At 60.5% G+C, this 22,517-nt stretch carries 37 protein-coding genes; 32 read left to right on the forward strand and 5 right to left on the reverse strand.

Features of this window, described 5'->3' with window-relative positions; genetic code table 11:
• From DL1_RS21155 to DL1_RS04195, 5 genes are all read left to right on the forward strand, one after another.
• Nucleotides 1-155 (forward strand): EF-Tu C-terminal domain-related protein (locus DL1_RS21155; protein ID WP_487044143.1); only part of this gene is annotated, 155 nt, incomplete at its 5' end.
• 286 nt (nt 156-441) lie between these two features.
• A complete protein-coding gene (rpsJ, locus tag DL1_RS04180; protein WP_038062960.1) occupies nt 442-750 on the forward strand; it encodes a 30S ribosomal protein S10 in 309 nt (102 codons plus the stop codon).
• Nucleotides 751-761: 11 nt separating this feature from the next.
• A complete protein-coding gene (gene rplC, locus DL1_RS04185) occupies nt 762-1,625 on the forward strand; it encodes a 50S ribosomal protein L3 (RefSeq protein WP_038062963.1) in 864 nt (287 codons plus the stop codon).
• Entirely contained in the window at nt 1,622-2,242 is a 621-nt protein-coding gene (rplD, locus tag DL1_RS04190) for a 50S ribosomal protein L4 (protein ID WP_038062966.1), read from the forward strand. The genes rplC and rplD overlap by 4 nt, the downstream gene beginning before the upstream one ends.
• Complete coding sequence (locus DL1_RS04195; RefSeq protein WP_038062969.1) at nt 2,239-2,550, forward strand: 50S ribosomal protein L23; 312 nt, start codon at nt 2,239-2,241, stop codon at nt 2,548-2,550. Before rplD ends, DL1_RS04195 begins: the two co-directional genes overlap by 4 nt.
• Before the next feature lie 113 nt (nt 2,551-2,663).
• On the opposite strand, the gene DL1_RS04200 is transcribed toward DL1_RS04195, so the two are convergent.
• Nucleotides 2,664-2,960 carry an SH3 domain-containing protein gene (locus DL1_RS04200; protein WP_038062972.1) on the reverse strand — a complete coding sequence of 99 codons (297 nt, stop codon included), beginning with the start codon at nt 2,958-2,960 and terminating at the stop codon, nt 2,664-2,666.
• A 408-nt stretch (nt 2,961-3,368) separates the two neighbouring features.
• On the opposite strand from DL1_RS04200, the gene rplB reads away from it, so the two are divergent.
• The 5 genes from rplB to rplP are packed head-to-tail and all read left to right on the forward strand — an operon-like array spanning nt 3,369 to nt 6,011.
• The gene (gene rplB / locus DL1_RS04205; protein WP_038062975.1) at nt 3,369-4,208 is read left to right on the forward strand and encodes a 50S ribosomal protein L2; all 840 of its coding nucleotides are present in this window, start codon (nt 3,369-3,371) and stop codon (nt 4,206-4,208) included.
• Nucleotides 4,209-4,211: 3 nt separating this feature from the next.
• Nucleotides 4,212-4,490 (forward strand): 30S ribosomal protein S19, encoded by a 279-nt coding sequence (gene rpsS, locus DL1_RS04210; protein ID WP_038062978.1) that lies wholly within the window; start codon nt 4,212-4,214, stop codon nt 4,488-4,490.
• A 5-nt stretch (nt 4,491-4,495) separates the two neighbouring features.
• Entirely contained in the window at nt 4,496-4,876 is a 381-nt protein-coding gene (gene rplV / locus DL1_RS04215) for a 50S ribosomal protein L22 (RefSeq protein ID WP_038062981.1), read from the forward strand.
• The gene (gene rpsC, locus DL1_RS04220) at nt 4,876-5,583 is read left to right on the forward strand and encodes a 30S ribosomal protein S3 (protein WP_038062984.1); all 708 of its coding nucleotides are present in this window, start codon (nt 4,876-4,878) and stop codon (nt 5,581-5,583) included. Before rplV ends, rpsC begins: the two co-directional genes overlap by 1 nt.
• Nucleotides 5,584-5,597: 14 nt before the next feature.
• Nucleotides 5,598-6,011 carry a 50S ribosomal protein L16 gene (gene rplP / locus DL1_RS04225; protein WP_038062987.1) on the forward strand — a complete coding sequence of 138 codons (414 nt, stop codon included), beginning with the start codon at nt 5,598-5,600 and terminating at the stop codon, nt 6,009-6,011.
• A 200-nt stretch (nt 6,012-6,211) separates the two neighbouring features.
• On the opposite strand, the gene queE is transcribed toward rplP, so the two are convergent.
• The 4 genes from queE to DL1_RS04245 all read right to left on the reverse strand — a co-directional run bounded on the left by queE (nt 6,212) and on the right by DL1_RS04245 (nt 8,688).
• Nucleotides 6,212-6,922 (reverse strand): 7-carboxy-7-deazaguanine synthase QueE, encoded by a 711-nt coding sequence (gene queE / locus DL1_RS04230; RefSeq protein ID WP_038062991.1) that lies wholly within the window; start codon nt 6,920-6,922, stop codon nt 6,212-6,214.
• Nucleotides 6,919-7,272, reverse strand: a complete 354-nt coding sequence (gene queD, locus DL1_RS04235; RefSeq protein ID WP_038062994.1) for a 6-carboxytetrahydropterin synthase QueD — start codon at nt 7,270-7,272, stop codon at nt 6,919-6,921. Before queD ends, queE begins: the two co-directional genes overlap by 4 nt.
• Nucleotides 7,272-7,973: a 7-cyano-7-deazaguanine synthase QueC gene (queC, locus tag DL1_RS04240; protein ID WP_038062997.1), complete on the reverse strand. Its 702-nt coding sequence runs from the start codon at nt 7,971-7,973 to the stop codon at nt 7,272-7,274. Before queC ends, queD begins: the two co-directional genes overlap by 1 nt.
• 91 nt (nt 7,974-8,064) lie before the next feature.
• Nucleotides 8,065-8,688: a 2OG-Fe(II) oxygenase family protein gene (locus tag DL1_RS04245; protein WP_038063000.1), complete on the reverse strand. Its 624-nt coding sequence runs from the start codon at nt 8,686-8,688 to the stop codon at nt 8,065-8,067.
• A 191-nt stretch (nt 8,689-8,879) separates the two neighbouring features.
• Here DL1_RS04245 and rpmC point away from each other — a divergent pair, with 191 nt between their 5' ends.
• From rpmC to DL1_RS04355, 22 genes are all read left to right on the forward strand, one after another.
• Nucleotides 8,880-9,080, forward strand: coding sequence for a 50S ribosomal protein L29 (gene rpmC, locus DL1_RS04250; RefSeq protein ID WP_038063003.1), 201 nt, complete (start codon nt 8,880-8,882; stop codon nt 9,078-9,080).
• 11 nt (nt 9,081-9,091) lie between these two features.
• On the forward strand, nt 9,092-9,322 hold the full coding sequence (rpsQ, locus tag DL1_RS04255) for a 30S ribosomal protein S17 (protein ID WP_038063005.1): 231 nt from the start codon (nt 9,092-9,094) through the stop codon (nt 9,320-9,322).
• Between the two features lie 82 nt (nt 9,323-9,404).
• Nucleotides 9,405-9,773, forward strand: a complete 369-nt coding sequence (gene rplN, locus DL1_RS04260; protein WP_038063008.1) for a 50S ribosomal protein L14 — start codon at nt 9,405-9,407, stop codon at nt 9,771-9,773.
• Nucleotides 9,773-10,078, forward strand: a complete 306-nt coding sequence (gene rplX / locus DL1_RS04265) for a 50S ribosomal protein L24 (RefSeq protein WP_038063011.1) — start codon at nt 9,773-9,775, stop codon at nt 10,076-10,078. Before rplN ends, rplX begins: the two co-directional genes overlap by 1 nt.
• A complete protein-coding gene (rplE, locus tag DL1_RS04270) occupies nt 10,078-10,635 on the forward strand; it encodes a 50S ribosomal protein L5 (protein ID WP_038063014.1) in 558 nt (185 codons plus the stop codon). Before rplX ends, rplE begins: the two co-directional genes overlap by 1 nt.
• Before the next feature lie 19 nt (nt 10,636-10,654).
• A complete protein-coding gene (gene rpsN, locus DL1_RS04275; RefSeq protein ID WP_038063018.1) occupies nt 10,655-10,960 on the forward strand; it encodes a 30S ribosomal protein S14 in 306 nt (101 codons plus the stop codon).
• Nucleotides 10,961-10,973: 13 nt separating this feature from the next.
• The gene (gene rpsH / locus DL1_RS04280; protein ID WP_143081648.1) at nt 10,974-11,372 is read left to right on the forward strand and encodes a 30S ribosomal protein S8; all 399 of its coding nucleotides are present in this window, start codon (nt 10,974-10,976) and stop codon (nt 11,370-11,372) included.
• Nucleotides 11,373-11,382: 10 nt separating this feature from the next.
• The gene (gene rplF, locus DL1_RS04285) at nt 11,383-11,916 is read left to right on the forward strand and encodes a 50S ribosomal protein L6 (RefSeq protein ID WP_038063020.1); all 534 of its coding nucleotides are present in this window, start codon (nt 11,383-11,385) and stop codon (nt 11,914-11,916) included.
• Between the two features lie 11 nt (nt 11,917-11,927).
• On the forward strand, nt 11,928-12,287 hold the full coding sequence (rplR, locus tag DL1_RS04290) for a 50S ribosomal protein L18 (RefSeq protein WP_038063022.1): 360 nt from the start codon (nt 11,928-11,930) through the stop codon (nt 12,285-12,287).
• A 114-nt stretch (nt 12,288-12,401) separates the two neighbouring features.
• On the forward strand, nt 12,402-12,977 hold the full coding sequence (gene rpsE, locus DL1_RS04295) for a 30S ribosomal protein S5 (RefSeq protein ID WP_038063025.1): 576 nt from the start codon (nt 12,402-12,404) through the stop codon (nt 12,975-12,977).
• Between the two features lie 12 nt (nt 12,978-12,989).
• A complete protein-coding gene (gene rpmD, locus DL1_RS04300; RefSeq protein WP_038063028.1) occupies nt 12,990-13,178 on the forward strand; it encodes a 50S ribosomal protein L30 in 189 nt (62 codons plus the stop codon).
• Between the two features lie 236 nt (nt 13,179-13,414).
• Complete coding sequence (locus tag DL1_RS04305) at nt 13,415-14,032, forward strand: MarC family protein (protein ID WP_038063031.1); 618 nt, start codon at nt 13,415-13,417, stop codon at nt 14,030-14,032.
• A 143-nt stretch (nt 14,033-14,175) separates the two neighbouring features.
• A complete protein-coding gene (rplO, locus tag DL1_RS04310; protein ID WP_038063034.1) occupies nt 14,176-14,643 on the forward strand; it encodes a 50S ribosomal protein L15 in 468 nt (155 codons plus the stop codon).
• A 104-nt stretch (nt 14,644-14,747) separates the two neighbouring features.
• Complete coding sequence (secY, locus tag DL1_RS04315) at nt 14,748-16,112, forward strand: preprotein translocase subunit SecY (RefSeq protein WP_038063036.1); 1,365 nt, start codon at nt 14,748-14,750, stop codon at nt 16,110-16,112.
• Between the two features lie 24 nt (nt 16,113-16,136).
• Nucleotides 16,137-16,793, forward strand: a complete 657-nt coding sequence (locus DL1_RS04320; protein ID WP_038063038.1) for an adenylate kinase — start codon at nt 16,137-16,139, stop codon at nt 16,791-16,793.
• 273 nt (nt 16,794-17,066) lie between these two features.
• A complete protein-coding gene (gene rpsM, locus DL1_RS04325) occupies nt 17,067-17,435 on the forward strand; it encodes a 30S ribosomal protein S13 (RefSeq protein WP_038063041.1) in 369 nt (122 codons plus the stop codon).
• A 15-nt stretch (nt 17,436-17,450) separates the two neighbouring features.
• The gene (gene rpsK / locus DL1_RS04330) at nt 17,451-17,840 is read left to right on the forward strand and encodes a 30S ribosomal protein S11 (RefSeq protein WP_038063044.1); all 390 of its coding nucleotides are present in this window, start codon (nt 17,451-17,453) and stop codon (nt 17,838-17,840) included.
• 119 nt (nt 17,841-17,959) lie between these two features.
• Nucleotides 17,960-18,976: a DNA-directed RNA polymerase subunit alpha gene (locus DL1_RS04335; protein WP_038063047.1), complete on the forward strand. Its 1,017-nt coding sequence runs from the start codon at nt 17,960-17,962 to the stop codon at nt 18,974-18,976.
• Nucleotides 18,977-19,118: 142 nt separating this feature from the next.
• Nucleotides 19,119-19,538, forward strand: coding sequence for a 50S ribosomal protein L17 (gene rplQ, locus DL1_RS04340; RefSeq protein ID WP_038063050.1), 420 nt, complete (start codon nt 19,119-19,121; stop codon nt 19,536-19,538).
• Nucleotides 19,539-19,783: 245 nt separating this feature from the next.
• Complete coding sequence (locus DL1_RS04345) at nt 19,784-20,395, forward strand: autoinducer binding domain-containing protein (RefSeq protein ID WP_038063053.1); 612 nt, start codon at nt 19,784-19,786, stop codon at nt 20,393-20,395.
• 48 nt (nt 20,396-20,443) lie between these two features.
• The gene (locus tag DL1_RS04350) at nt 20,444-21,028 is read left to right on the forward strand and encodes an acyl-homoserine-lactone synthase (protein WP_038063056.1); all 585 of its coding nucleotides are present in this window, start codon (nt 20,444-20,446) and stop codon (nt 21,026-21,028) included.
• A 131-nt stretch (nt 21,029-21,159) separates the two neighbouring features.
• A complete protein-coding gene (locus DL1_RS04355) occupies nt 21,160-22,476 on the forward strand; it encodes a replication-associated recombination protein A (RefSeq protein WP_038063059.1) in 1,317 nt (438 codons plus the stop codon).
• The last annotated feature ends 41 nt before the right edge of the window (nt 22,477-22,517 follow it).

The following is a 22,517-nucleotide window of genomic DNA, read 5'->3' on the forward strand; positions in this document are numbered from 1 at the left end:
TGCCCTCGGGCACCGAGATGGTCATGCCGGGTGACAACCTGAAGTTCGAAGTCGAGCTGATCGCACCGATCGCGATGGAAGACGGTCTGCGCTTCGCAATCCGCGAAGGCGGCCGCACCGTCGGCGCAGGCGTCGTCTCGAAAATCCTCAAGTGATCTGAGATCAGATCGCTTTTGTGAAGGGCCGCCCTCCGGGGCGGCCCTTTTGCATTGGCGCGGGGCTTCGACCTATCGCTGGCTCCGGGGCCGGTTTTTCGGCCCCGGGCTTTGACATTGATGCTGAAACTGAATGGTGCGTCGAGAGGCGCACCATTTGCTCTTGACAGACTCAGGCGAGGCCCGTAGGGGACGCCTCTAATCTGCCAAGATTAAAGGTTCGATGCAGGCACGCATGAGGTGTCGCCTGCCTCTCAACCTTCACGCCATGCGAGAGGCATGACACATGAACGGCCAAAATATCCGCATCCGGCTCAAGGCGTTCGATTACCGTGTGCTGGACGCCAGCACCCAGGAAATCGTCAACACCGCGAAGCGCACGGGTGCCACGGTCCGCGGACCCATTCCGCTGCCCAACAAAATCGAGAAATTCACGGTTCTCCGTGGTCCGCACATCGACAAGAAGTCGCGCGACCAGTGGGAAATCCGTACGCATAAGCGTCTTCTCGACATCGTCGATCCGACCCCGCAAACCGTGGACGCGCTGATGAAGCTCGACCTCGCGGCCGGTGTCGACGTCGAGATCAAGGTGTAAGGAGGGTCACAATGCTTCGGACTGGTGTAATCGCCAAGAAGCTGGGCATGACCCGGCTTTTCCTTGAAGACGGCCGGCAGGTTCCGGTGACCGTTCTTCAACTCGACAAATTGCAGGTCGTTGCTCAGCGCACCTCCAGCACGGATGGCTACACGGCTGTTCAGCTTGGTGCGGGCGAGGCGAAAGCCAAGCGCACGACGGCCGCCATGCGCGGTCACTTCGCCAAGGCGAATGTGGCGCCCAAGCGCAAGGTCGCGGAATTCCGCGTTGCAGAAGAAAACCTCATCGAGGTTGGTGAAGAAATCACCGCAAACCACTACTTCGAAGGTCAGTTCGTGGATATCGCGGGCACCTCGATCGGTAAGGGTTTTGCCGGTGCGATGAAGCGCCACAACTTCGGTGGTCTTCGCGCGACGCACGGCGTCTCGATCAGCCACCGCTCGCATGGTTCGACCGGTCAGTGTCAGGACCCGGGCAAGGTTTTCAAAGGCAAGAAAATGGCCGGTCACATGGGTGCTGCCCGCGTGACGACGCAGAACCTGCAAGTGGTCAAAACCGATGCCGACCGTGGCCTGATCATGGTCAAAGGTTCGGTTCCCGGCGCCAAGGGCGGTTGGGTGACGGTCAAGGATGCGGTCAAAAAGCCGCTCTCCGAGAACATCATCTACCCGGCTGCGCTGAAATCGGCTGCTGAAGCCGCTGCGAAAGCTGCCGAAGAGGCTGCTGCCGCCGCTGCTGCTGAGGAAGAAGCAGCCCGCAAGGCCGCTGAAGCCGAAGCCGCTGCTGCCGAAGAAGCTGCGCTGAAAGCCGCGGAAGCATCGATCGAGGCCGACAAGGCCGAGGGCGATGCAGCGCCTGAGGGAGACAAAGAATGAAACTCGACGTAATCAAACTCGACGCCGGGAAATCCGGTTCGATCGACCTCGCCGACGAAATCTTTGGGCTCGAGCCGCGCGCGGACATCCTGCACCGTGTGGTGCGCTGGCAGCGTGCGAAAGCACAGGCCGGCACTCACTCGACGCTTGGCCGTGCGGACGTGTCCTATTCGACCAAGAAGATCTATCGCCAGAAGGGCACGGGCGGCGCACGCCACGGCTCGCGCAAGGCTCCGATCTTCCGCAAGGGTGGTGTCTACAAAGGCCCGGTCCCGCGCAGCCACGCCCATGACCTGCCCAAGAAGTTCCGGGCGCTCGGTCTGAAGCATGCGCTGTCGTCGAAAGCCGCGACCGGCAATCTCATCGTTCTGGAGAACATCGAGATGGCAGGTGCCAAAACCAAAGATCTGGCCAAAGCGGCCAAGGAATTGGGTTGGAAGCGCGTGCTGGTGATCGACGGGGCCGAGGTGAACGAAAACTTCGCCAAAGCCGCGCGCAACATCGAAGGCATCGACGTGCTGCCCTCGATGGGTGCCAACGTTTATGATATCCTTCGCCGTGACACCCTGGTGATCACCAAGGCGGGTATCGAAGCACTGGAGGCTCGTCTGAAATGAGCAAGTCAGAAGTAAGCGCAAAGCCCGAGCATTACGACGTCATCGTCAAGCCGATCATCACCGAGAAAGCCACGATGGCTTCCGAGCACGGTGCCGTGGTTTTCGAAGTGTCGAAAGACAGCTCGAAGCCGCAGATCAAAGAGGCTGTCGAGACGCTGTTCGGCGTCAAGGTGAAGGCGGTTAACACCACCATCATCAAAGGCAAAACCAAGCGTTTCCGCGGCACCCCCGGTCGCCGTTCGGACGTGAAGAAAGCCTATGTGACGCTCGAAGAGGGCAACACGATCGACGTCTCCACCGGTCTGTGATCCGGTTTAGATGTCAGGAATTGGAAAGGCCCTCGCGCAAGCGGGGGCCTTTTCGCATGGGGGGCGAGCATTGGGGCGGAGCGCGCAGGGCAGGGGCCCCACGCGCGCGGGTCTCATTTTTTGCGCAGGTAGCTGTCAGAGGCATAGCCCGTCAGTCCCTGAGCGGCCTTGAGCGCCACCTTGCACCAGCGGGTGTTGCCGATCCGCTCGCATGACTTCACCAGCACCTCGGTGCCGTTGGGTAGCCCCACGATCACGTTATAGCCCACGCCCGGTCCCATCCGCAGCTTGAGCATATCCTCGCCATGAACGCCGTAGACCTCGTATGTGTCGCGCCAGCCCGCCTGCGCGGGCAGGGCGAGGGTCACGGCTGTCAGCGCCACCAGCGCGCCTTGTTTGATCCTGTGCATCGCTCTGCTCCTCGGTCTTGTGTTTTGCGCGAGTGTACAGCCCGTATGTGGAAGAGAAAACGGTCCGTAGGGAGGAATCGGCAGGGCGGGGCCTTGCGCAAGGATGCGCGCAGTGCCATCGTTCAAGGGTGCGGTTTGTGCCGCCTGTCCAAGCGTTGCGAGCTCCGTCGAGCCCTTTCGGGCATGGCTGCACTTGGGATCGCGCAGAAAAATTGAGGCTCAGCCCCGTCTATGCGCGTTCTGCGCCTCTGCCCTATAGACAGCCCCCGCCAACCCTGCTAGCTACGCGCCAGTCTCGCGGCCTCGGATTCGTTCCGGGGCCGGTGATTTTTGCATTCGGGGACCTTAGGGGCCCTATACCAATCATAGGCGGGGCAACTCGCCGCAAAGCAACGGAAGACAGAAAGCATGGCACTCAAGTCGTATAAGCCAACGACGCCGGGCCAGCGTGGGCTGGTTCTGATCGACCGTTCGGAGCTTTGGAAAGGCCGTCCGGTCAAAGCCCTCACGCAGGGTTTGACCAAGACAGGTGGCCGGAACAATACCGGGCGGATTACGATGTGGCACAAGGGTGGTGGCGCCAAGCGTCTCTACCGCATCGTCGACTTCAAACGTCGCAAATTCGATGTTCCTGGCACCGTCGAGCGGATCGAATACGATCCCAACCGGACCGCCTTCATCGCATTGATCAATTACGAAGATGGTGAGCAGGCCTACATCCTCGCCCCGCAGCGTCTCGCTGTTGGCGATAAGGTGTATGCAGGTGCGAAGCATGACGTGAAGCCGGGCAACGCAATGCCCTTCTCCGGCATGCCCATCGGTACGATCGTCCACAATGTCGAGCTGAAGCCCGGCAAAGGTGGTCAGATCGCGCGCGCCGCAGGCACCTACGCCCAGTTCGTGGGTCGTGACGGTGGCTACGCACAGCTGCGCTTGTCCTCGGGCGAGCTGCGTCTCGTGCGTCAGGAATGCATGGCCACCATCGGTGCCGTGTCCAACGCCGATCACTCCAACCAAAACCTCGGCAAAGCGGGTCGTAAGCGCCATATGGGCGTGCGTCCGACCGTTCGTGGTGTTGCAATGAACCCGATCGACCACCCGCATGGTGGTGGTGAAGGTCGGACTTCGGGTGGCCGTCATCCGGTGACGCCGTGGGGCAAACCCACCAAGGGTAAGCGTACCCGCGTCAACAAGAAGACGGACCAGTACATCCTGCGTTCGCGTCACGCGAAGAAGAAGGGTCGCTAAGATATGTCTCGTTCTGTATGGAAAGGCCCTTTCGTTGACGCCTTTTTGCTTAAGAAAGCAGAAAAAGCGCGCGAGTCGGGCAAAAGCGATGTGATCAAGATCTGGTCGCGCCGTTCCACCATCCTGCCGCAATTCGTGGGCCTCACCTTTGGGGTCTACAATGGCCATAAGCACATCCCGGTGAACGTCACCGAAGAGATGATCGGTCAGAAATTCGGTGAATATTCGCCGTCCCGCACCTATTATGGGCATGCGGCCGACAAAAAAGCCAAGAGGAAGTAATCGTCATGGGTAAGGAAAAGAATCCGCGCCGCGTGGCGGACAACGAAGCAATGGCCAAGACCAAAATGCTTCGGACCTCGCCGCAAAAGCTCAATCTGGTGGCTGCGATGATCCGTGGCAAGAAGGTGGACAAGGCTCTGTCCGACCTCACCTTCTCGAAAAAGCGGATCGCGGGCGACGTCAAGAAATGCCTGCAATCGGCAATCGCCAATGCCGAGAACAACCACGGTCTTGACGTGGATGAGCTCGTCGTCGTCGAAGCCTGGGTCGGCAAGAACCTGGTGATGAAGCGTGGCCGTCCGCGGGCACGTGGTCGTTTCGGCAAGATCATGAAGCCGTTTTCGGAAATCACCATCAAGGTGCGTCAGATCGAGGAGCAAGCGTAATGGGTCAGAAGGTCAATCCGATCGGCATGCGCCTCCAGGTCAACCGCACCTGGGACAGCCGCTGGTATGCCGACACCAAAGACTACGGCAACCTCCTGCTCGAGGATATCAAGATCCGCGAGTTCATCCATGAGGAAGCCAAGCAGGCCGGCGTCAGCCGTGTCATCATCGAGCGTCCGCACAAGAAATGCCGCGTGACCATTCACGCTGCACGTCCGGGCGTCATCATCGGCAAGAAAGGCGCAGACATCGAGTCGCTGCGCCGCAAGCTGGCGAACTTCACCGACAGCGAGCTGCATCTCAACATCGTCGAGGTCCGCAAGCCGGAGCTGGACGCGCAGCTTGTCGCCGAGTCGATCGCACAGCAGCTTGAGCGTCGTGTCTCGTTCCGTCGCGCCATGAAGCGCTCGGTTCAGAACGCGATGCGCATGGGTGCTCTCGGGATCCGTGTGAATGTCGGCGGCCGCCTCGGCGGGGCTGAGATTGCGCGCACCGAATGGTATCGCGAAGGCCGTGTGCCGCTGCATACGCTGCGGGCCGATATCGATTACGCGCTGTCCGAAGCCACGACCCCTTACGGGATCATCGGGGTGAAGGTCTGGATCTTCAAAGGCGAGATCATGGAACATGATCCGCAAGCACGCGACCGCAAGCATGCTGAGGCCCAAGAGGGTCCGGCACCGCGCGGCCCGCGCCGCGATCGCTGAGGGAGTAGTTAGTCATGTTGCAACCGAAACGGACGAAGTTCCGCAAAGTGCATAAAGGCCGGATCCACGGCGAAGCCAAAGGCGGTTTCGACCTGAACTTCGGTCACTTCGGCCTCAAGGCCACCGCTCCCGAGCGTGTCACGGCGCGTCAGATCGAGGCGGCTCGCCGCGCGATCACCCGCCACATGAAGCGCCAGGGCCGTGTTTGGATCCGGATCTTCCCGGATACCCCGGTGACCGCGAAGCCGACCGAAGTTCGGATGGGTAAAGGTAAGGGTTCGGTCGATTACTGGGCCGCCCGCGTCAAGCCCGGCCGCGTGATGTTCGAGATCGACGGCGTCAACGAGACCATCGCTCGCGAGGCCCTGCGCCTTGGCGCCGCGAAACTCTCGGTCGCCTGCCGCATCGTCGAGCGTCAGGACTGGTAAAGGGCGTAGCTGCCCTTGGCAGCTGCGATCCCGCATCGGTTCGTAAGACAGATAGACAAAAGCCCCCGCCGAGCGATCGGCGGGGGCTTTTGCTTTGGGTGGGGGAAGGCCGGGGGCGCTGCACCCTCTTCGGCTGCGCCGAATTCACCCCCGAGGTATTTTCGGTCAAGATGAAGGGGCGAGACGCTTGAGCTGTGGGGCTAGACGCCGCGCTTGTTGCCCCAGAGCAGGACGTGAAGCTGGGGCAGGATGCGCGGGGCGAACCAGCCATCGGCCATGGTTTTGTCCACCAGCCACAAAAGCCTGTCGGAGAGGTCTTGCGGATTGACCGGGGTGGCTGGGTCGACCTCGGGGTTGCCGGGTTGCAGATAGAGCGGGAGGGCGGGATAGCGATCAGTGGCGGCGCGCGCCCAAGCGTAATCAGTCTCATCGAAGATCACGATCTTCATCACGATCTGGGCGGCCCCCTTGGCCGCGCTCAGGCAGGCGTCGAACGCGGGCCAGTCGACGCTCTCGCCGCTTGAGGGCGGCTTGGGGCTGAGCACGAGCGTGTCGAGCTGCGCAAACCACGGCTTGGCGATTGAGCCTTGGGTCTCGCAGGCAAAGCGGTAGCCCTGTGCCTGGCCAAGTGCGATCAGCGCCGTGAAGTCCTGAATGGCGGGGTTGCCGCCGGAGAGCGACACGGTGAGCGGGCGACCCCGTGAGAGGCGTGTGATCTCGGCCCAGACGGCGTCGGTTGTCATCGCTTGCCACAGGTGGCGGTGGGCGGGGTCGACCGCGTGCAGGCTGTCGCACCAGCTGCACCGGTAATCGCATCCGCCGGTGCGCACGAAGACCGTGGGCTCTCCGATCAGCGCGCCTTCGCCCTGGATCGTCGGGCCGAAGATCTCCGCGATGCGCAGGCGGCTCATGGCCGGTACTCCGCCCAGGTCTTGGGTGTTTCGCTGACCCGCACGGCAGAGGTCTCGGGCCAGCGCGCGACGCACCAGTCGTAGAAATGGCGGGCCATGTTTTCGGCAGTGCTGGGGCGCTCCATGACCTCGTTGAGATGCCGGTGATCGAACTGCGCGTCGATATAGCTCTTGAGCGGCTTCAGCTCGCCATAATCGCGCACGAAGCCGTCGGCATTCAGCTCGGCGGCTGCCAGTTCTACGACCACGACGTAGTTGTGGCCGTGCAGCCGGGCGCATTGGTGGTCATCGGGCAAGTGGCTGAGCTGGTGCGAGGCGGAGAAGTGGAACTCCTTGCTGATCTTGTACATCACGCGCGCTCCTTGCGGGCGATGGCCTCGGCCCAGAACGTCAGATCCTCATAGGTGGTGGGGTCCGGGATGCCCGCCAGATGGAACGCCTCGCGCCGCTCGACGCAGGTGCCGCAGCGTCCGCAATGATGGGTGCCGCCCTTGTAGCACGACCATGTCCGCGCGAAGGGCGTGTTGTGGCGCGCGCCTTCGGTCACGATATCGGCCTTGGTGCGGTGCACGAAAGGCGTGTAGAGCGACACATCCGCATAGCCGTCCAGCGCTGCTTTCTGCATCGCCTCGAACTGCTCGGTGAAGGCGGGGCGGCAATCGGGATAGATGAAATGATCGCCGCCATGCACGGCTGTCGCGACCGCAGCGTCGCCGCGCGCGGCGGCCACGCCAAAGGCGATGGTGAGCATGATGGCATTGCGATTGGGCACGACGGTGATGCGCATGCTTTCTTCGGCATAATGGCCGTCGGGCACGTCGATATCATCGGTGAGTGCAGAGCCGCTGAGCGCCGCCCCGATCGCGCGCAGGTCGATCACATCATGGGGCACGCCGAGGCGCTGTGCGCAAAGCGCGGCATAGTCGAGTTCCTTGCGATGGCGCTGGCCATAGTCGAAGGAGATCAGGCGGGTCAGCTCTCGCTCTTGCGCGACCATATGCGCAAGAGACACGGAATCGAGGCCGCCGGAGCAGATAACAATCGTCTTCATATGTTTACCCTTGTTTTGTTACCCGGGTAGGCTGCGACCGGGAAAGCGCCTCGTAACGCAGGCAGGCGTGCGTGCCAAGGGGGGCGGGGCGCTACTCGACCCACTTATAGTTGAAGCTCACCGAGATCCGGTTCTCTTCGGACATGTTCATCGGCACCTCGTGGCGCAGCCAGCTTTCCCAGAGCAGCACCTCGCCGATCTCGGGTTTGACATAGATGAAGGGTTGCAGCTCGCGCCGGGCGGCTTTGATCCGCGTGGGCGCGGCCATCATCATCGCAAGGCGCGGATCTTCGAGCTTGAGCGCCGAGGCGCCCTCGGGCATCGCGACATAGCTGGTGCCCGAGATCACCGAATGTGGGTGAATGTGCGAGCTATGGGTGCCGCCCTCGGGCAGGATGTTGATCCAGAGATCCTCCAGCACCAGCTTGCCCTCGCCGAGATCGAATTGCAGATCCTCGGCAAAGGCTGCGACATGTTTGTCCAGCGCATCGACCAGATCCTTGAAGATCGGGAAGCGCCATGGCAGATCGGTCAGGGATGCGTAGCTGGTATAGCCCGGATAGTCGTTATCCTCGCACCATTGTTGGCCGGCCTCGTCATCCTCGGCGATGGCATAGCATGAGGCGTCCAGCTCGGCTGGATCGACGGCCGGGGTGACGTCGGAGAGCGGCGCGCGGTACAGGCGGGTGACGAAGAGGGACTCGGTCTGGGACATGGGGGTGCTCGTGCATTTGGGTGGCGATTTGGGTCTGTCCTACGCTATCGGAGCGCGAAGGCCAATCAATCCTTGCCATATACGATTCGCTCTGCTAGATGCCCCAAGTTCCTGGAGACAGGACCGACATAACCCATCAGAGACTGGGTCACCCGTGAGGGGCCCGCTGATGCCAAGTAAAGGACCAAGGGATGAACGCCCAAGAACTCAAGGCGAAGACGCCTGATGAGCTGAAAGACCAGCTCGTTTCGCTGAAAAAGGAAGCCTTCAACCTCCGCTTCCAGCAAGCCACCGGTCAACTCGAGAACACCGCGCGTATGCGCAAAGTTCGCCGCGATGTTGCGCGGATCAATACCGTTTTGAACCAAAAAGCTGCTGAAGCCGCGAACTAAGGAGAGCTTCCATGCCCAAACGTATTCTGCAAGGCACCGTGACCTCGGACAAGAACGACCAAACGATCACCGTTTCGGTCGAGCGTCGCTTCACGCATCCGGTTCTCAAAAAGACGATCCGGAAATCGAAGAAATACCGCGCCCATGATGCGGCAAATCAATTCAAAACCGGTGACATTGTTCGTATCGAAGAATGCGCGCCGATTTCGAAGACCAAGCGTTGGACGGTTGTGACGGCCTGAGGGCCCCACGCCGTTTCGGCTTAATCGAAACCCTGGGGTCCCTGAACTGCACGGGCATCCCCAAAGGTCGGGAGACACCTAAATGATCCAGATGCAGACCAATCTGGATGTTGCTGACAACTCCGGCGCTCGCCGAGTTCAGTGCATCAAGGTCCTGGGTGGTTCGCACCGTCGCTATGCGTCGGTCGGCGATGTCATCGTCGTTTCCGTCAAGGAAGCCATCCCGCGCGGCCGCGTAAAGAAAGGTGACGTCCGTAAGGCCGTCGTCGTGCGCACCGCCAAAGAAGTTCGCCGCGAAGATGGCACCGCCATCCGCTTCGACCGCAACGCCGCTGTCATCCTTGGCAACAATGGCGAGCCGGTCGGCACCCGTATCTTCGGGCCGGTTGTGCGCGAACTGCGCGCCAAGAGCTTCATGAAAATCATCTCGCTTGCTCCGGAGGTGCTGTAATGGCTGCTAAACTCCGCAAAGGTGACAAGGTCATCGTTCTCGCTGGCAAAGACAAAGGCAAGCAGGGGGAAATCACCTCCGTCTCGCCGAAAGCTGGCAAAGCCATCGTCGATGGCGTGAACGTTGCGATCCGTCACACCCGTCAGAGCCAGACCGAACAGGGTGGGCGTCAGCCCAAGGCAATGCCGATTGCCCTGTCGAACCTGTCGCTCATGGACAAGAACGGCAAAGCCACCCGCGTCGGCTTCCGTGAGGAAGACGGCAAGAAGGTGCGTTTCGCCAAAACCACCGGGGAGGCGATCTGATGCTCGATCAAGCAAGCTATACACCGCGCCTGCGCGCTGTCTATAACGACAGCATCCGCGCTGCGATGACCGAAGAGTTCGGTTACAAGAACGCCATGATGATCCCGCGTCTGGACAAGATCGTCCTGAACATGGGTGTTGGCGAGGCCGTCAAGGATACCAAGAAGGTCAAACAGGCTGCCGAAGAGCTGACGCTCATCGCCGGTCAGAAGGCCGTCATGACGATGGCGAAGAAGTCGATCGCTGGCTTCCGCGTCCGTGAAGACATGCCGCTGGGCTGCAAAGTCACGCTGCGTGGCGACCGGATGTATGAATTCCTCGATCGTCTGATCAACGTTGCGATGCCGCGCGTGCGCGACTTCCGCGGCGTGAAGCCGTCCTTCGATGGTCGTGGCAACTTCGCCATGGGCCTCAAAGAGCACATCGTGTTCCCGGAAATCGAATTCGACAAAGTCGACGAAGTTCTGGGCATGGACATCATCATCTGCACCACGTCCAAAGTGGATGCCGAAGCGAAGGCGCTGTTGAAGCATTTCAACATGCCGTTCAACAGCTGATCGCGGGGAGAGAAGAGTAATGGCTAAGAAATCCATGGTAGCGCGCGAAGTGAAGCGTCAGCGTCTGGTCAAACAGTACGCAGGCAAACGCGCCGCGCTCAAGGAAATCATCGCGGATCAGGACCGCCCGATGGAGGAGCGCTTCAAAGCGTCTCTGAAACTCGCGGAGCTTCCCCGCAACTCATCGGCAGTCCGCCTTCACAATCGTTGTGAACTGACCGGCCGCCCCCATGCTTACTACCGTAAGCTCAAACTCTCGCGGATCATGCTGCGCGAACTGGCCTCCTACGGCCAGATCCCCGGCATGGTGAAGTCGAGCTGGTAAGGGAGACCGAGATATGTCTGTGAACGATCCTCTCGGCGATATGCTGACCCGCATCCGCAACGCGCAAATGCGCGGTAAATCCACCGTCCGCACCCCGGCCTCCAAGCTGCGTGCTTGGGTTCTCGATGTGCTCAAGGACGAGGGTTACATTCGCGGTTATGAAGCTGCTTCGTCGGCCAATGGCCACCCGGAGCTTGAAATTAGCCTGAAGTACTACGAAGGCACTCCCGTCATCCGCGAGCTCAAGCGCGTCTCGACCCCTGGTCGTCGCGTGTATATGGCCGCGAAAGACGTGCCCTCGGTTCGTCAAGGTCTGGGCGTGTCCATCGTCTCGACTTCCAAGGGCGTGATGTCGGATGCAAATGCACGAACTGCCAATGTTGGCGGCGAAGTGCTTTGCACCGTATTCTAAGGAGGGCTCAATGTCTCGTATTGGTAAAAAACCGGTCGAGCTTCCCAGCGGCGTTTCGGCGTCCCTGTCGGGCCAGACCATCGAAGTGAAGGGGCCGAAAGGCACCCGGAGCTTCACCGCAACCGACGATGTGACCATCACGGTCGAAGACAACAGCGTCAAAGTCACCCCGCGTGGCCTGTCCAAGCGTTCGCGCCAGCAGTGGGGTCTTGCCCGCAGCCAGGTTGCAAACCTCGTTCAAGGCGTGACCGAGGGCTTCCGCAAGGAGCTTGAGATCCAGGGCGTTGGTTACCGCGCACAGATGCAGGGCAATGTCCTGAAACTGTCGCTCGGCTACTCGCACGAGGTGAACTTCGAAGTGCCGCAGGGCGTCACCGTGACGGCCCCCAAGCAGACCGAAGTCGTTGTGGAAGGTATCGACCAGCAGCAGGTGGGCCAAGTTGCGGCCAACATCCGCGAGTGGCGCGCACCCGAGCCCTATAAGGGCAAAGGCATTCGCTACAAGGGCGAGTATATCTTCCGCAAAGAAGGTAAGAAGAAGTAAGGGGCGCGAAAATGGCGAACAACAAGAGAAATCTGTTCCTCAAGCGCCGCTTGCGCGTCCGGAACAAACTGCGCGGGATGGCCAATGGCCGTGCGCGTCTTTCGGTGCACCGCTCGTCGAAGAACATCAGCGTTCAGCTGATCGACGACGTCAACGGTGTGACGCTGGCTTCTGCTTCGACGCTCGAGAAAGATCTCGGCCTCGTGGGCAAGAACAACGTCGAAGCGGCGACCAAAGTCGGCGCAACGATTGCCGAGCGTGCCAAGAAAGCCGGTGTCGAAGAGTGCTATTTCGACCGCGGCGGCTTCCTGTTCCACGGGAAGATCAAGGCGCTTGCCGATGCAGCCCGCGAAGGCGGTCTGAAGTTCTGATCTTGCGGGGGACGTTCGCGTCCCCCCGATGATCCGGGGGTGTCCCTATCGCGGGGCCTCACTTGGATTGAAAACAACGGCGTGAGACCACGCCATCACGAAAGGATTTGCCTGATGGCAGAACGTGACAACCGCCGGAGCCGTCGCGACGACCGTGACGAGACCCCGGAATTCGCAGATCGCCTAGTCGCGATTAACCGCGTTTCGAAAACCGTGAAGGGTGGTAAGCGCTTTGGCTTTGCAGCTCTCGTGGTGGTCGGTGACCAGCGTGGCCGCGTCGGCTTCGGCAAGGGTAAGGCCAAAGAGGTCCCCGAGGCGATCCGTAAGGCCACCGAGTCGGCCAAGCGCAACATGATGCGCGTGCCGCTGCGCGATGGCCGCACCCTGCACCACGACATCGAGGGCCGTCATGGCGCTGGTAAAGTCGTGATGCGGACTGCACCGGCTGGTACCGGGATCATCGCAGGTGGTCCGATGCGTGCCGTGTTCGAGATGCTGGGCGTTCAGGACGTGGTCGCGAAGTCGATCGGTTCGCAGAACCCCTATAACATGATCCGTGCGACGCTCGACGCGCTTGGCAAAGAGGCCAGCCCCCGTCAGGTGGCAGCCCGCCGTGGCAAGAAAGTCGCCGACATCCTGAAAAAGCCGGAAGCTGCCGAGGCGCCCGCCGCCGAAGCCGCTGAAGCGTAAGGAGACCGGACAATGGCCAAAACCATCGTAGTCAAGCAGATCGGCTCGCCGATCCGTCGTCCCCAGATCCAGCGCGCGACCCTCAAGGGTCTGGGCCTCGACAAGCTCAACCGCACCCGCGAGCTTGAAGACACCCCCGCCGTGCGCGGCATGGTCGCCAAGATCCCGCATCTGGTGAGCATCATCGAAGAGCGCGGCTGAGCTTCAGCTTCGTTCGAGTGTTAGAGACGCCCCGGCTGGATCAGCCGGGGCGTTTTCACATTCAGCGCCTACGTTCTGGCGGCCCTCCGCATGCGCGCGCTCTCATGCGTCATTCCGCCGGGGGGGGGGCGGAGCCGGGGAGGGGGGCTAGGCCTTGCCGAATCTCGCGCGGCTCGGCAAGGAAGAGACAGGGGAGGCGGTAAAGCAATGAGGTTAAGCATTTGGATCCAGGCGTAATGCTCCGTGAGTTCGTGACGCTTTTGGTGGTGGTCGATCCGATCGGCACCTTGCCGGTATTCTATTTCGCCACCCGCCACGTGCCCGACAAGCTGCACTGGCGCTTTGCGCTGCGCGCGGTCCTGATCGCAACGGTGGTGCTCGCGTTCTTTTTGATCTTCGGCCAGATTGTGATCGAGGCGATTGGCCTGCGTCTGGGCTCGTTCCAGATTGCGGGTGGGATCGTGCTGTTCCTCTTTGCAATGACGATGATCTTTGGCGAGGGGAAATCCGCCCGAGAGATCGAGGAGGCCGAGCGCGATCATCTCTCGGGGGCGGTGTTCCCGCTGGCGATCCCCTCGATTGCCTCGCCGGGAGCCATGCTGGCCATAGTGATCCTGACCGACAATCACCGGAACACGATCTCGGATCAGATAATGACGGGGGCTTTGCTGCTGGCGGTCCTGTTGGTGACGCTGGCGCTCTTGCTCGCCGCCAAGCCGCTCAAGCGGCTGATCGGCAATACCGGTGCGAATGTGGTCAGCCGGGTGATGGGGATCATCCTTGCCACAGTGGCGGTGGACTCGGTTCTCAGCGGGCTTCAGGCGCTGGGAGTGCTCAGCCTTACCGCAAGCTGAGATCGCCAGCGGTCGGCCCTTGATCGCGGATCGCATTCCCTCTATACGCCCACGGTGGCCTGATGGCCGCATCAGAATCAAACATGAAACGCCGTGTCCCACCGATTTCGCTTCAGGGTGGTGTTCCGGCAAGGAGAAGCGACATGAAACTGCATGAACTGCGCGATAATGACGGCGCGGCCCAGAAGAAAAAGCGCGTCGCCCGCGGCCCGGGTTCGGGCAAGGGCAAGATGGGTGGCCGTGGTATCAAAGGTCAGAAATCGCGCTCGGGCGTGGCTCTGAACGGCTACGAGGGTGGCCAGATGCCGCTCTATCGTCGTCTGCCCAAGCGTGGCTTTACGCCCCCGAACGCAAAGAAATTCAGCGTTGTGAACCTCGGCCAGATCGAGCAGTTCATCGCCGCCGGCAAACTCGACATCAAATCCGACATCACCGAGGACGCGCTGATCGCGGCCGGTGTTGTGCGCCGCAAGCTTGATGGCGTTCGGGTGCTGGCCAAGGGTGATCTGACTTCTAAGGTGACGCTGGTCGTCACCGGCGCCTCGAAATCCGCGATTGAAGCGGTCGAGAAGGCGGGCGGCAAGATCACGGTGGCTCACGCTGCCGAATAAGCTGTTGTGAGCGGGCGCGCGCCCGATTACACAGTCTTAGTTTTCCAAGGCGCCGCCCGACCGGGAAACGGTCTGGCGGCTGCTTACATGAAAGAGACAGGCATATGGCATCTGCTGCAGAGCAAATGGCGGCGAACCTGAGCTGGAACGCCCTGGGCAAAGCGACCGAGCTTCGCCAGCGCATCTTGTTCACGATCGGGTTGCTGATCATCTACCGTTTGGGCACCTACATTCCGGTCCCGGGCATCGACGCGCAGGCTTTGCGCAACTTCATGCAAAGCGCAGGCTCGGGTCTGGGAGGTGTCCTCTCGATGTTCACCGGCGGTGCGCTGGGGCGGATGGGCGTCTTCGCGCTCGGCATCATGCCCTATATCTCGGCCTCGATCATCGTCCAGCTCCTGACCGCTCTGGTCCCGGCGCTGGAGCAGATGAAAAAAGAGGGCGAGCAGGGGCGCAAGAAGATCAACCAGATCACCCGCTATGCCACAGTGGCTCTGGCCACCTTCCAGGCCTGGGGTCTGGCGGTCAGCCTTGAGAAAGGCGATCTGGCGCATGATCCGGGCCTGTTCTTCATCGCAGCTGTGGTGATCACGCTGGTTGGCGGCACGATGTTTCTGATGTGGATGGGCGAGCAGATCACTGCGCGCGGCATTGGCAACGGCATCTCGCTGATCATCTTCACCGGCATCGTGGCCGAAATTCCCGCCGCTCTGGCACGCTTCCTTGAGCAGGGCCGGGCAGGGGCGATCTCGACGCCTGTGATCCTTGGCGTTATCGTGATGATCGCGGTGGTGATCACCTTCGTGGTGTTCATGGAACGCGCGTTGCGCAAGATCCATATTCAGTATCCGCGCCGTCAGGTCGGTATGAAGATCTATGATGGCGGCTCCAGCCACCTGCCGATCAAGGTCAACCCGGCAGGCGTGATCCCGGCGATTTTCGCCAGCTCTCTGCTGCTGTTGCCGACGACAATCGCGACCTTCTCGGGCTCCAATACCGGCCCGATCATGTCGACGATCCTTGCCTATTTCGGCCCCGGACAGCCGCTCTATCTGCTGTTCTACGTCGCGATGATCGTGTTCTTCGCCTATTTCTACACCGCCAACGTCTCGTTCAAATCTGACGAGGTGGCCGATAATCTGAAGAACCAAGGTGGCTTCGTTCCGGGCATCCGTCCCGGCAAGAAGACCGAGGAGTATCTCGATTACGTCGTGTCGCGCATCCTGATCATCGGCTCTGCCTATCTCGCCGCGGTCTGCCTGTTGCCCGAAATCCTGCGCTCGCAACTCTCGATCCCGTTCTATTTCGGCGGCACCTCGGTGCTGATCGTGGTGTCGGTGGCGATGGATACGATCAACCAGATCCAGTCGCATCTGTTGGCCCATCAATATGAGGGGCTCATCGAGCGGTCGCAGCTGCGTGGTCGTGGCAAGAAAAAGGGGCCGCGCAAGCCGCCCGCGCGCCGCTGAGCGAATATTCCGGGGAGAGACTTTATGACCAACATTATCCTTCTTGGCCCGCCCGGAGCGGGCAAGGGCACTCAGGCACGCCGTCTCGTTGAAGAGCGGGGCATGGTGCAACTCTCGACCGGGGACATGCTGCGCGAAGCGAAAGAGTCCGGCACCGAGATGGGCAACAAGGTCGCCGAGGTCATGGCCAAGGGGCAGCTTGTCACCGACGAGATCGTGATCGGTCTGATCGAAGAGAAGCTCGCCGCCGACGAGGGTACGGGGTTCATCTTCGACGGCTTCCCGCGCACGCTGGCTCAGGCTGATGCGCTGGGGCACTCGCTCTCGCGGATGGGGCAAAAGCTTGATGCCGTGGTCGAGATGAAGGTCGATGACGAGGCGCTGGTCGAGCGGATCACCGGGCGGTTCACCTGCGGCAATTGCGGCGAGGTCTATCACGACAAGACCAAGCCGACCAAAGTCGAAGGCACCTGCGATGTGTGCGGTTCGACCAATCTCAAGCGCCGGGCCGACGATAATGCCGACAGCCTGCGCACCCGCCTGATGGAATATTACAAGAAGACCTCGCCGCTGCTTGGTTACTATTACCATTCCGGCGATCTGTTTCAGGTCGACGGGCTGGCCGAGATCGGGGAGGTCGCGGGGGCGATTGCCCGTGTGCTCGATCAGCAAGGCGATTGAGCGCCTGAGGCGTCTTGAGAGATCGAGATTGGATTGCGCGCCCCTGTGGCGCGCATTTTCCATACCGGGTTCTGGTTAATTTCTCTCAAACGCGGTCGGGCTCTTGACGCTGTGGGTGTTTCCCTCTAGGTCACGGCGTCTCTTGCTAGAATCATTTCTCCGTGGGGAAGATTCTTTAGGGAAAGCAGTCGCGGGCCCGAAGCGCCAGTTTCGGGCTTTGTGTTGTGAAAAAAGGGCCTGGGGTTACGGGCTCGCAACGAAAGGATAAACGCTTTGGCACGTATTGCTGGCGTCAACATTCCGACCGGGAAACGCGTCCCGATCGCACTGACCTACATCACCGGGATCGGTCAACATACCGCACGTCAAATCTGCGAAGCTGTTGGCATTGATCTCGCTCGCCGCGTCAACGAGCTGTCTGACAGCGAAGTTCTCGCAATGCGCGAATATATCGACGCCAATCTGACCGTCGAGGGCGACCTGCGCCGCGAAGTGCAGATGAACGTCAAGCGTCTGATGGATCTGGGCTGCTACCGCGGTCTGCGTCATCGCCGCAACCTGCCCGTGCGCGGCCAGCGCACCCATACGAATGCGCGCACGCGCAAAGGTCCGGCGAAAGCAATCGCTGGCAAGAAGAAGTAAGGGGAGGCAGAGACAATGGCTCGTGAAAAGGTTCGCGCTAAGCGCAAGGAACGCAAGAATATCGCCACTGGCGTCGTCCATGTGAATTCTTCGTTCAACAACACCAAAATCCTGATCTCCGACGTGCAGGGCAACGCGATCTCGTGGAGCTCGGCTGGCACGATGGGCTTCAAGGGTTCGCGGAAATCGACCCCCTACGCCGCTCAGATGGCTGCTGAAGACGCTGCCAAAAAAGCGCAGGATCATGGTCTGAAAACTGTCGACGTTGAAGTGCAGGGCCCGGGTTCGGGTCGTGAGTCGGCTCTTCGCGCCCTGGCTGCGGTCGGTCTGACCGTGACCTCGATCCGCGACGTGACGCCGATCGCACATAACGGCTGTCGCCCGCCGAAGCGTCGCCGCGTCTGATTTGAATTTCAGCGGCCGGGCCGTGCGGACTATCCGCGCGGCCCGGGCGTGTTTTTTCGGTTTTTCCTCGGGCGTCCCGACTTTGGACATGGGTCTGGGACAAGTATGGAGGCAATCGCATGATCCACAAGAATTGGGCCGAATTGATCAAGCCCACGCAACTGGACGTCAAGCCGGGCAATGACCCGCTGCGTCAGGCGACGATCGTCGCCGAACCGCTCGAGCGCGGCTTCGGTCTGACGCTCGGCAACGCACTGCGCCGCGTTCTGCTCAGCTCGCTTCAGGGCGCCGCGATCACGAGCGTTCAGATCGACAACGTGCTGCACGAGTTCTCGTCGGTTGCCGGTGTGCGCGAGGACGTGACGGATATCGTTCTCAACCTCAAGGGCGTGGCGCTGCGCATGGATGTCGAAGGGCCCAAGCGTCTTTCGATCTCGGCCAAGGGGCCGGGCGTTGTCACCGCAGGCGACATCACTGAGACGGCAGGTATCGAGGTGCTCAACAAAGAGCATGTCGTGTGCCACCTCGATGACGGCGCGGATCTGTTCATGGAGCTGACCGTGAACACCGGCAAAGGCTATGTCGCTGCCGACAAGAACCGTCCCGAAGATGCCCCGATCGGTCTGATCCCGGTCGATGCGATCTACTCGCCGGTCAAGAAGGTTGCCTATGAGGTCCAGCCCACCCGTGAGGGTCAGGTGCTCGACTATGACAAGCTGACGATGAAGGTTGAGACCGACGGGTCGCTCTCTGCAGATGATGCAGTCGCATTCGCCGCCCGCATCCTGCAAGACCAGCTGTCGATCTTCGTCAACTTCGACGAGCCGGAATCGGCAGGCAAGCAAGATCAGGACGACGGCCTCGAGTTCAACCCGCTTCTGCTCAAGAAAGTGGACGAGCTGGAACTCTCCGTGCGTTCGGCCAACTGCCTCAAGAACGACAACATCGTTTATATCGGCGATCTGATCCAGAAAACCGAAGCCGAGATGCTGCGCACGCCGAACTTCGGGCGCAAGTCGCTCAACGAGATCAAGGAAGTGCTCTCGGGCATGGGTCTGCATCTCGGGATGGAAGTCGAAGATTGGCCGCCGGAAAATATCGAAGATCTGGCCAAACGCTTCGAAGACCAATTCTGATTGACGAATTGAGGGGCGTTGGATAAACGCCCCTCACGCAATGCCCGGACCTGCCGGGGACTATCTGGGCGCAAGCCCCAAGGTGAGCCGGTGACACGCATCGCCGGCCTGACAAAGCAAAACGCAATATTGGAGATACATCATGCGTCACGCACGTGGCTACCGCCGCCTCAACCGCACCCATGAGCACCGCAAGGCGCTGTTCGCCAACATGGCAGGCTCGCTGATCGAGCACGAGCAGATCAAGACGACCCTGCCCAAGGCGAAAGAACTGCGCCCGGTCATCGAGAAGCTGATCACCCTTGCCAAGCGCGGCGATCTGCACGCCCGCCGTCAGGCCGCAAGCCAGCTCAAGCAAGACCAGTATGTCGCAAAACTTTTCGACATCCTCGGGCCGCGCTATAAAGAGCGTCAGGGCGGCTATGTGCGCGTCCTCAAAGCCGGTTTCCGCTACGGGGACATGGCGCCGATGGCGATCATCGAATTCGTCGACCGTGACGTCTCCGCCAAAGGCGCTGGCGACAAAGCACGCGTCGAAGCCGAAGAGGCTGCTGAGGATTGATTCTCGGGCGCCGCACCGGTGCTCGGCTACCCCAGAACGGTTCAAAATCCCGCCAGTTTGGCGGGATTTTTTTTGATTTGCTCCGGGGTGATTGTGGTCGCATTACTACAGGTTGCGCCTGTGCTGTGATCACGCGCTTTGTTTACCTCAGGTTATGCGGAAAAAAATGGTTAATTACGTTAAGGTGAAGGTCGATTAACGCACTTTAAAGTTGACTGAATTTTTCTATAACTATCTAAAAAGACATGTCTTTCAATCGCGCGACTCGAGAAATGCTAGCAGAGCTAGCAGACCTTTCCCCACTTGGGTTTACCGTGGGGCTTCACATTCGTCATGCGTCGCCATTGCTATATCACAGCACGTTTCCCGATGCTTGGGTGGCTTTTTACAACGAAAATGCGTTCTACCTACGCGATCCTCTGGTTTTTTGGGGGATTGGTATGACGGGCGTGACCCGTTGGAGCGAAATTTCTCTCCCAGATCCGTTCGATGTCATTGGGCAAGCTGCTACTTACGGTTTGCGGTTCGGGGCTAGCACGTCCTGCGGCCCTATCTCGTCACGCTCAATGGTTGGCATTGGTCGGGGGGATCGAGAATTTTCCGATCAAGAGATGTTGCGGTTGCAGGATATCGCAATGCGTCTGCACGAGGAAAACACGCCCTCGGACGGCCTGACCAAGCCGCAAGTCGAAGCTTTAATTTGCATTTCAAATGGAGATCGTCACGCCGCTGCCGCTGCAAAACTGGGGATATCGGAAAGCGCACTTAAGGCGAGGTTGAAGTCTGCCCGCATTCGACTTGAAGCCCGAACCACCTCTGAGGCGGTGCGCAAAGCACGAGAATACAGATTGCTCTGAGCTGCCGTGGCGCTCTCCCAGGTTTTTTTACCCCAAGGAGACACACTCATGGAAGCGACAACTCTTTCCTATGCAAATCTGCACAATCATGGCGAACTATTCGCAAATTTTTTTCGCGCGCGTCACCAGACATTTATCGGTTGGAAACAATGGGATTTGCCTCAGGTCGACGGCATGGAGTTTGATCAGTACGACACCGCGGCGAGCCGTTGGGTCGCAGTCCACGATCGCAGCCGGGTTCTGGCTGGCGTACGGCTGACGCCCACCACGCATAGATGCGGCATCTATTCTTATATGATCCGCGACGCGCAAAAAGGCCTGTTGGAATCGATCCCATCGCAATTGCTATACAAAGAGGCCCCTGTGGCAGAGCATATCTGGGAATGTTCTCGCATTTTCGTCTCGGAACATGTCGCGGCGAGAGATCGGCTGAAAGTACAGTTCCAACTCATTCATGAGATGGTCATCTCAGCACGTCAGTTCGGCGCGTCGAAAGTGCTCGGGTTGATCCCGGGCTCTGCGCCGAGACTGGCGCGCCGAGTCGGGCTCGATTGCGTTCCCAATGGCCCGGTTCTTGATATTGGTGGTGACCATGTCTGCGTCGAGATCAGTCTCGCCACCAAGATGCATTGATCCTCTACCGATTGGGCGCGGCGGTCTCAGATCTTGCCTCGAAAAGAGGCGTATAGTCGCTCTCGCCATAGCCCCCGCCATGTCGCGGGGGCTTTCCCATATCGGGGCTTCGCACTAGGTTGCGCGGTGATATGGCTGATTTGTTCGACACCCCTTCCGATCCCGCGTCTGACGCGCCGCAGGCTTCGCGCCCGCTGGCCGACCGTATCCGGCCGCGTGCGCTCTCGGAAGTGATCGGGCAGGAGCAGGTGCTCGGCCCAGATGCGCCGCTGGGCGCGATGTTAGCGGCGGGCTCGTTGGGCTCGCTCATTTTCTGGGGGCCGCCCGGTGTAGGCAAGACCACGATTGCCCGGCTGCTGGCGGATGCCTCTGACCGAGCTTTCGTGCAAATCTCGGCAATTTTCACCGGGGTGCCCGAGCTGCGCAAGGTCTTCGAGGCTGCCAAGTTGCGGCGCGGGCAGGGCAGGGGCACGCTTCTTTTCGTCGACGAGATCCACCGCTTCAACAAGGCGCAGCAGGACAGTTTCCTGCCGCATATGGAAGACGGCACGATCCTTCTGGTGGGCGCTACAACCGAAAACCCGAGCTTTGAGCTGAACGCTGCTGTGCTCAGCCGGGCGCAGGTGATGATCCTCGAGCGGCTGGATCTTGCGGATCTCGAACGGCTCGCGCAGCGCGCCGAGCGGGCGCTGGAACGTCCCCTGCCGCTGACCGGTCAGGCGCGTGAGGCGCTTTTGGAGATGGCCGATGGCGACGGGCGCGCGCTGTTGAACCTGATCGAGCAGATCGTCGCTTGGAAGACCGACAAGCCAATGGATACCGATCAGCTGTCGACCCGGCTGATGAAGCGCGCGGCGAAATACGACAAGTCGGGCGATGAGCATTACAACCTGATCTCGGCGCTGCATAAATCGGTGCGCGGCTCGGATCCCGACGCCGCCGTCTACTGGTTCGCGCGGATGCTTGAGGGCGGAGAGGATCCACGCTTCCTTGCGCGCCGGATCACCCGGATGGCGGTGGAGGATATCGGTCTGGCCGATCCGCAGGCGCAGGTGTTGTGTATTGATGCGTGGAACACCTATGAGCGCCTCGGCAGCCCTGAGGGCGAGCTGGCGCTGGCGCAGGCTGTGCTCTATCTCGCGCTCGCGCCGAAATCGAATGCGGGCTATGTGGCCTATAAAGCGGCACGCGCGGCGGCCAAGAAGACCGGCTCCGAGCCGCCGCCGCGCCATATCCTCAATGCCCCGACCAAGCTGATGGCCGAGCAGGGCTTTGGGGCGGGCTATGCCTATGATCACGACGCTGAAGACGGGTTTTCGGGGCAGAACTACTTCCCCGAGACGATGCCGCGCCCGGTGCTCTATCAACCCGTTGAACGCGGCTTCGAGCGCGAGTTGAAAAAGCGGCTCGAATGGTTCACCAAGCAGCGCATACGTCGCCAAACTTGACATTTCCTCTCCCCTTCGGTCCAAGGGCCGCAAAGGAGACT

This window comes from Thioclava dalianensis (assembly GCF_000715505.1).
GTDB classification, from domain to species: domain Bacteria; phylum Pseudomonadota; class Alphaproteobacteria; order Rhodobacterales; family Rhodobacteraceae; genus Thioclava; species Thioclava dalianensis.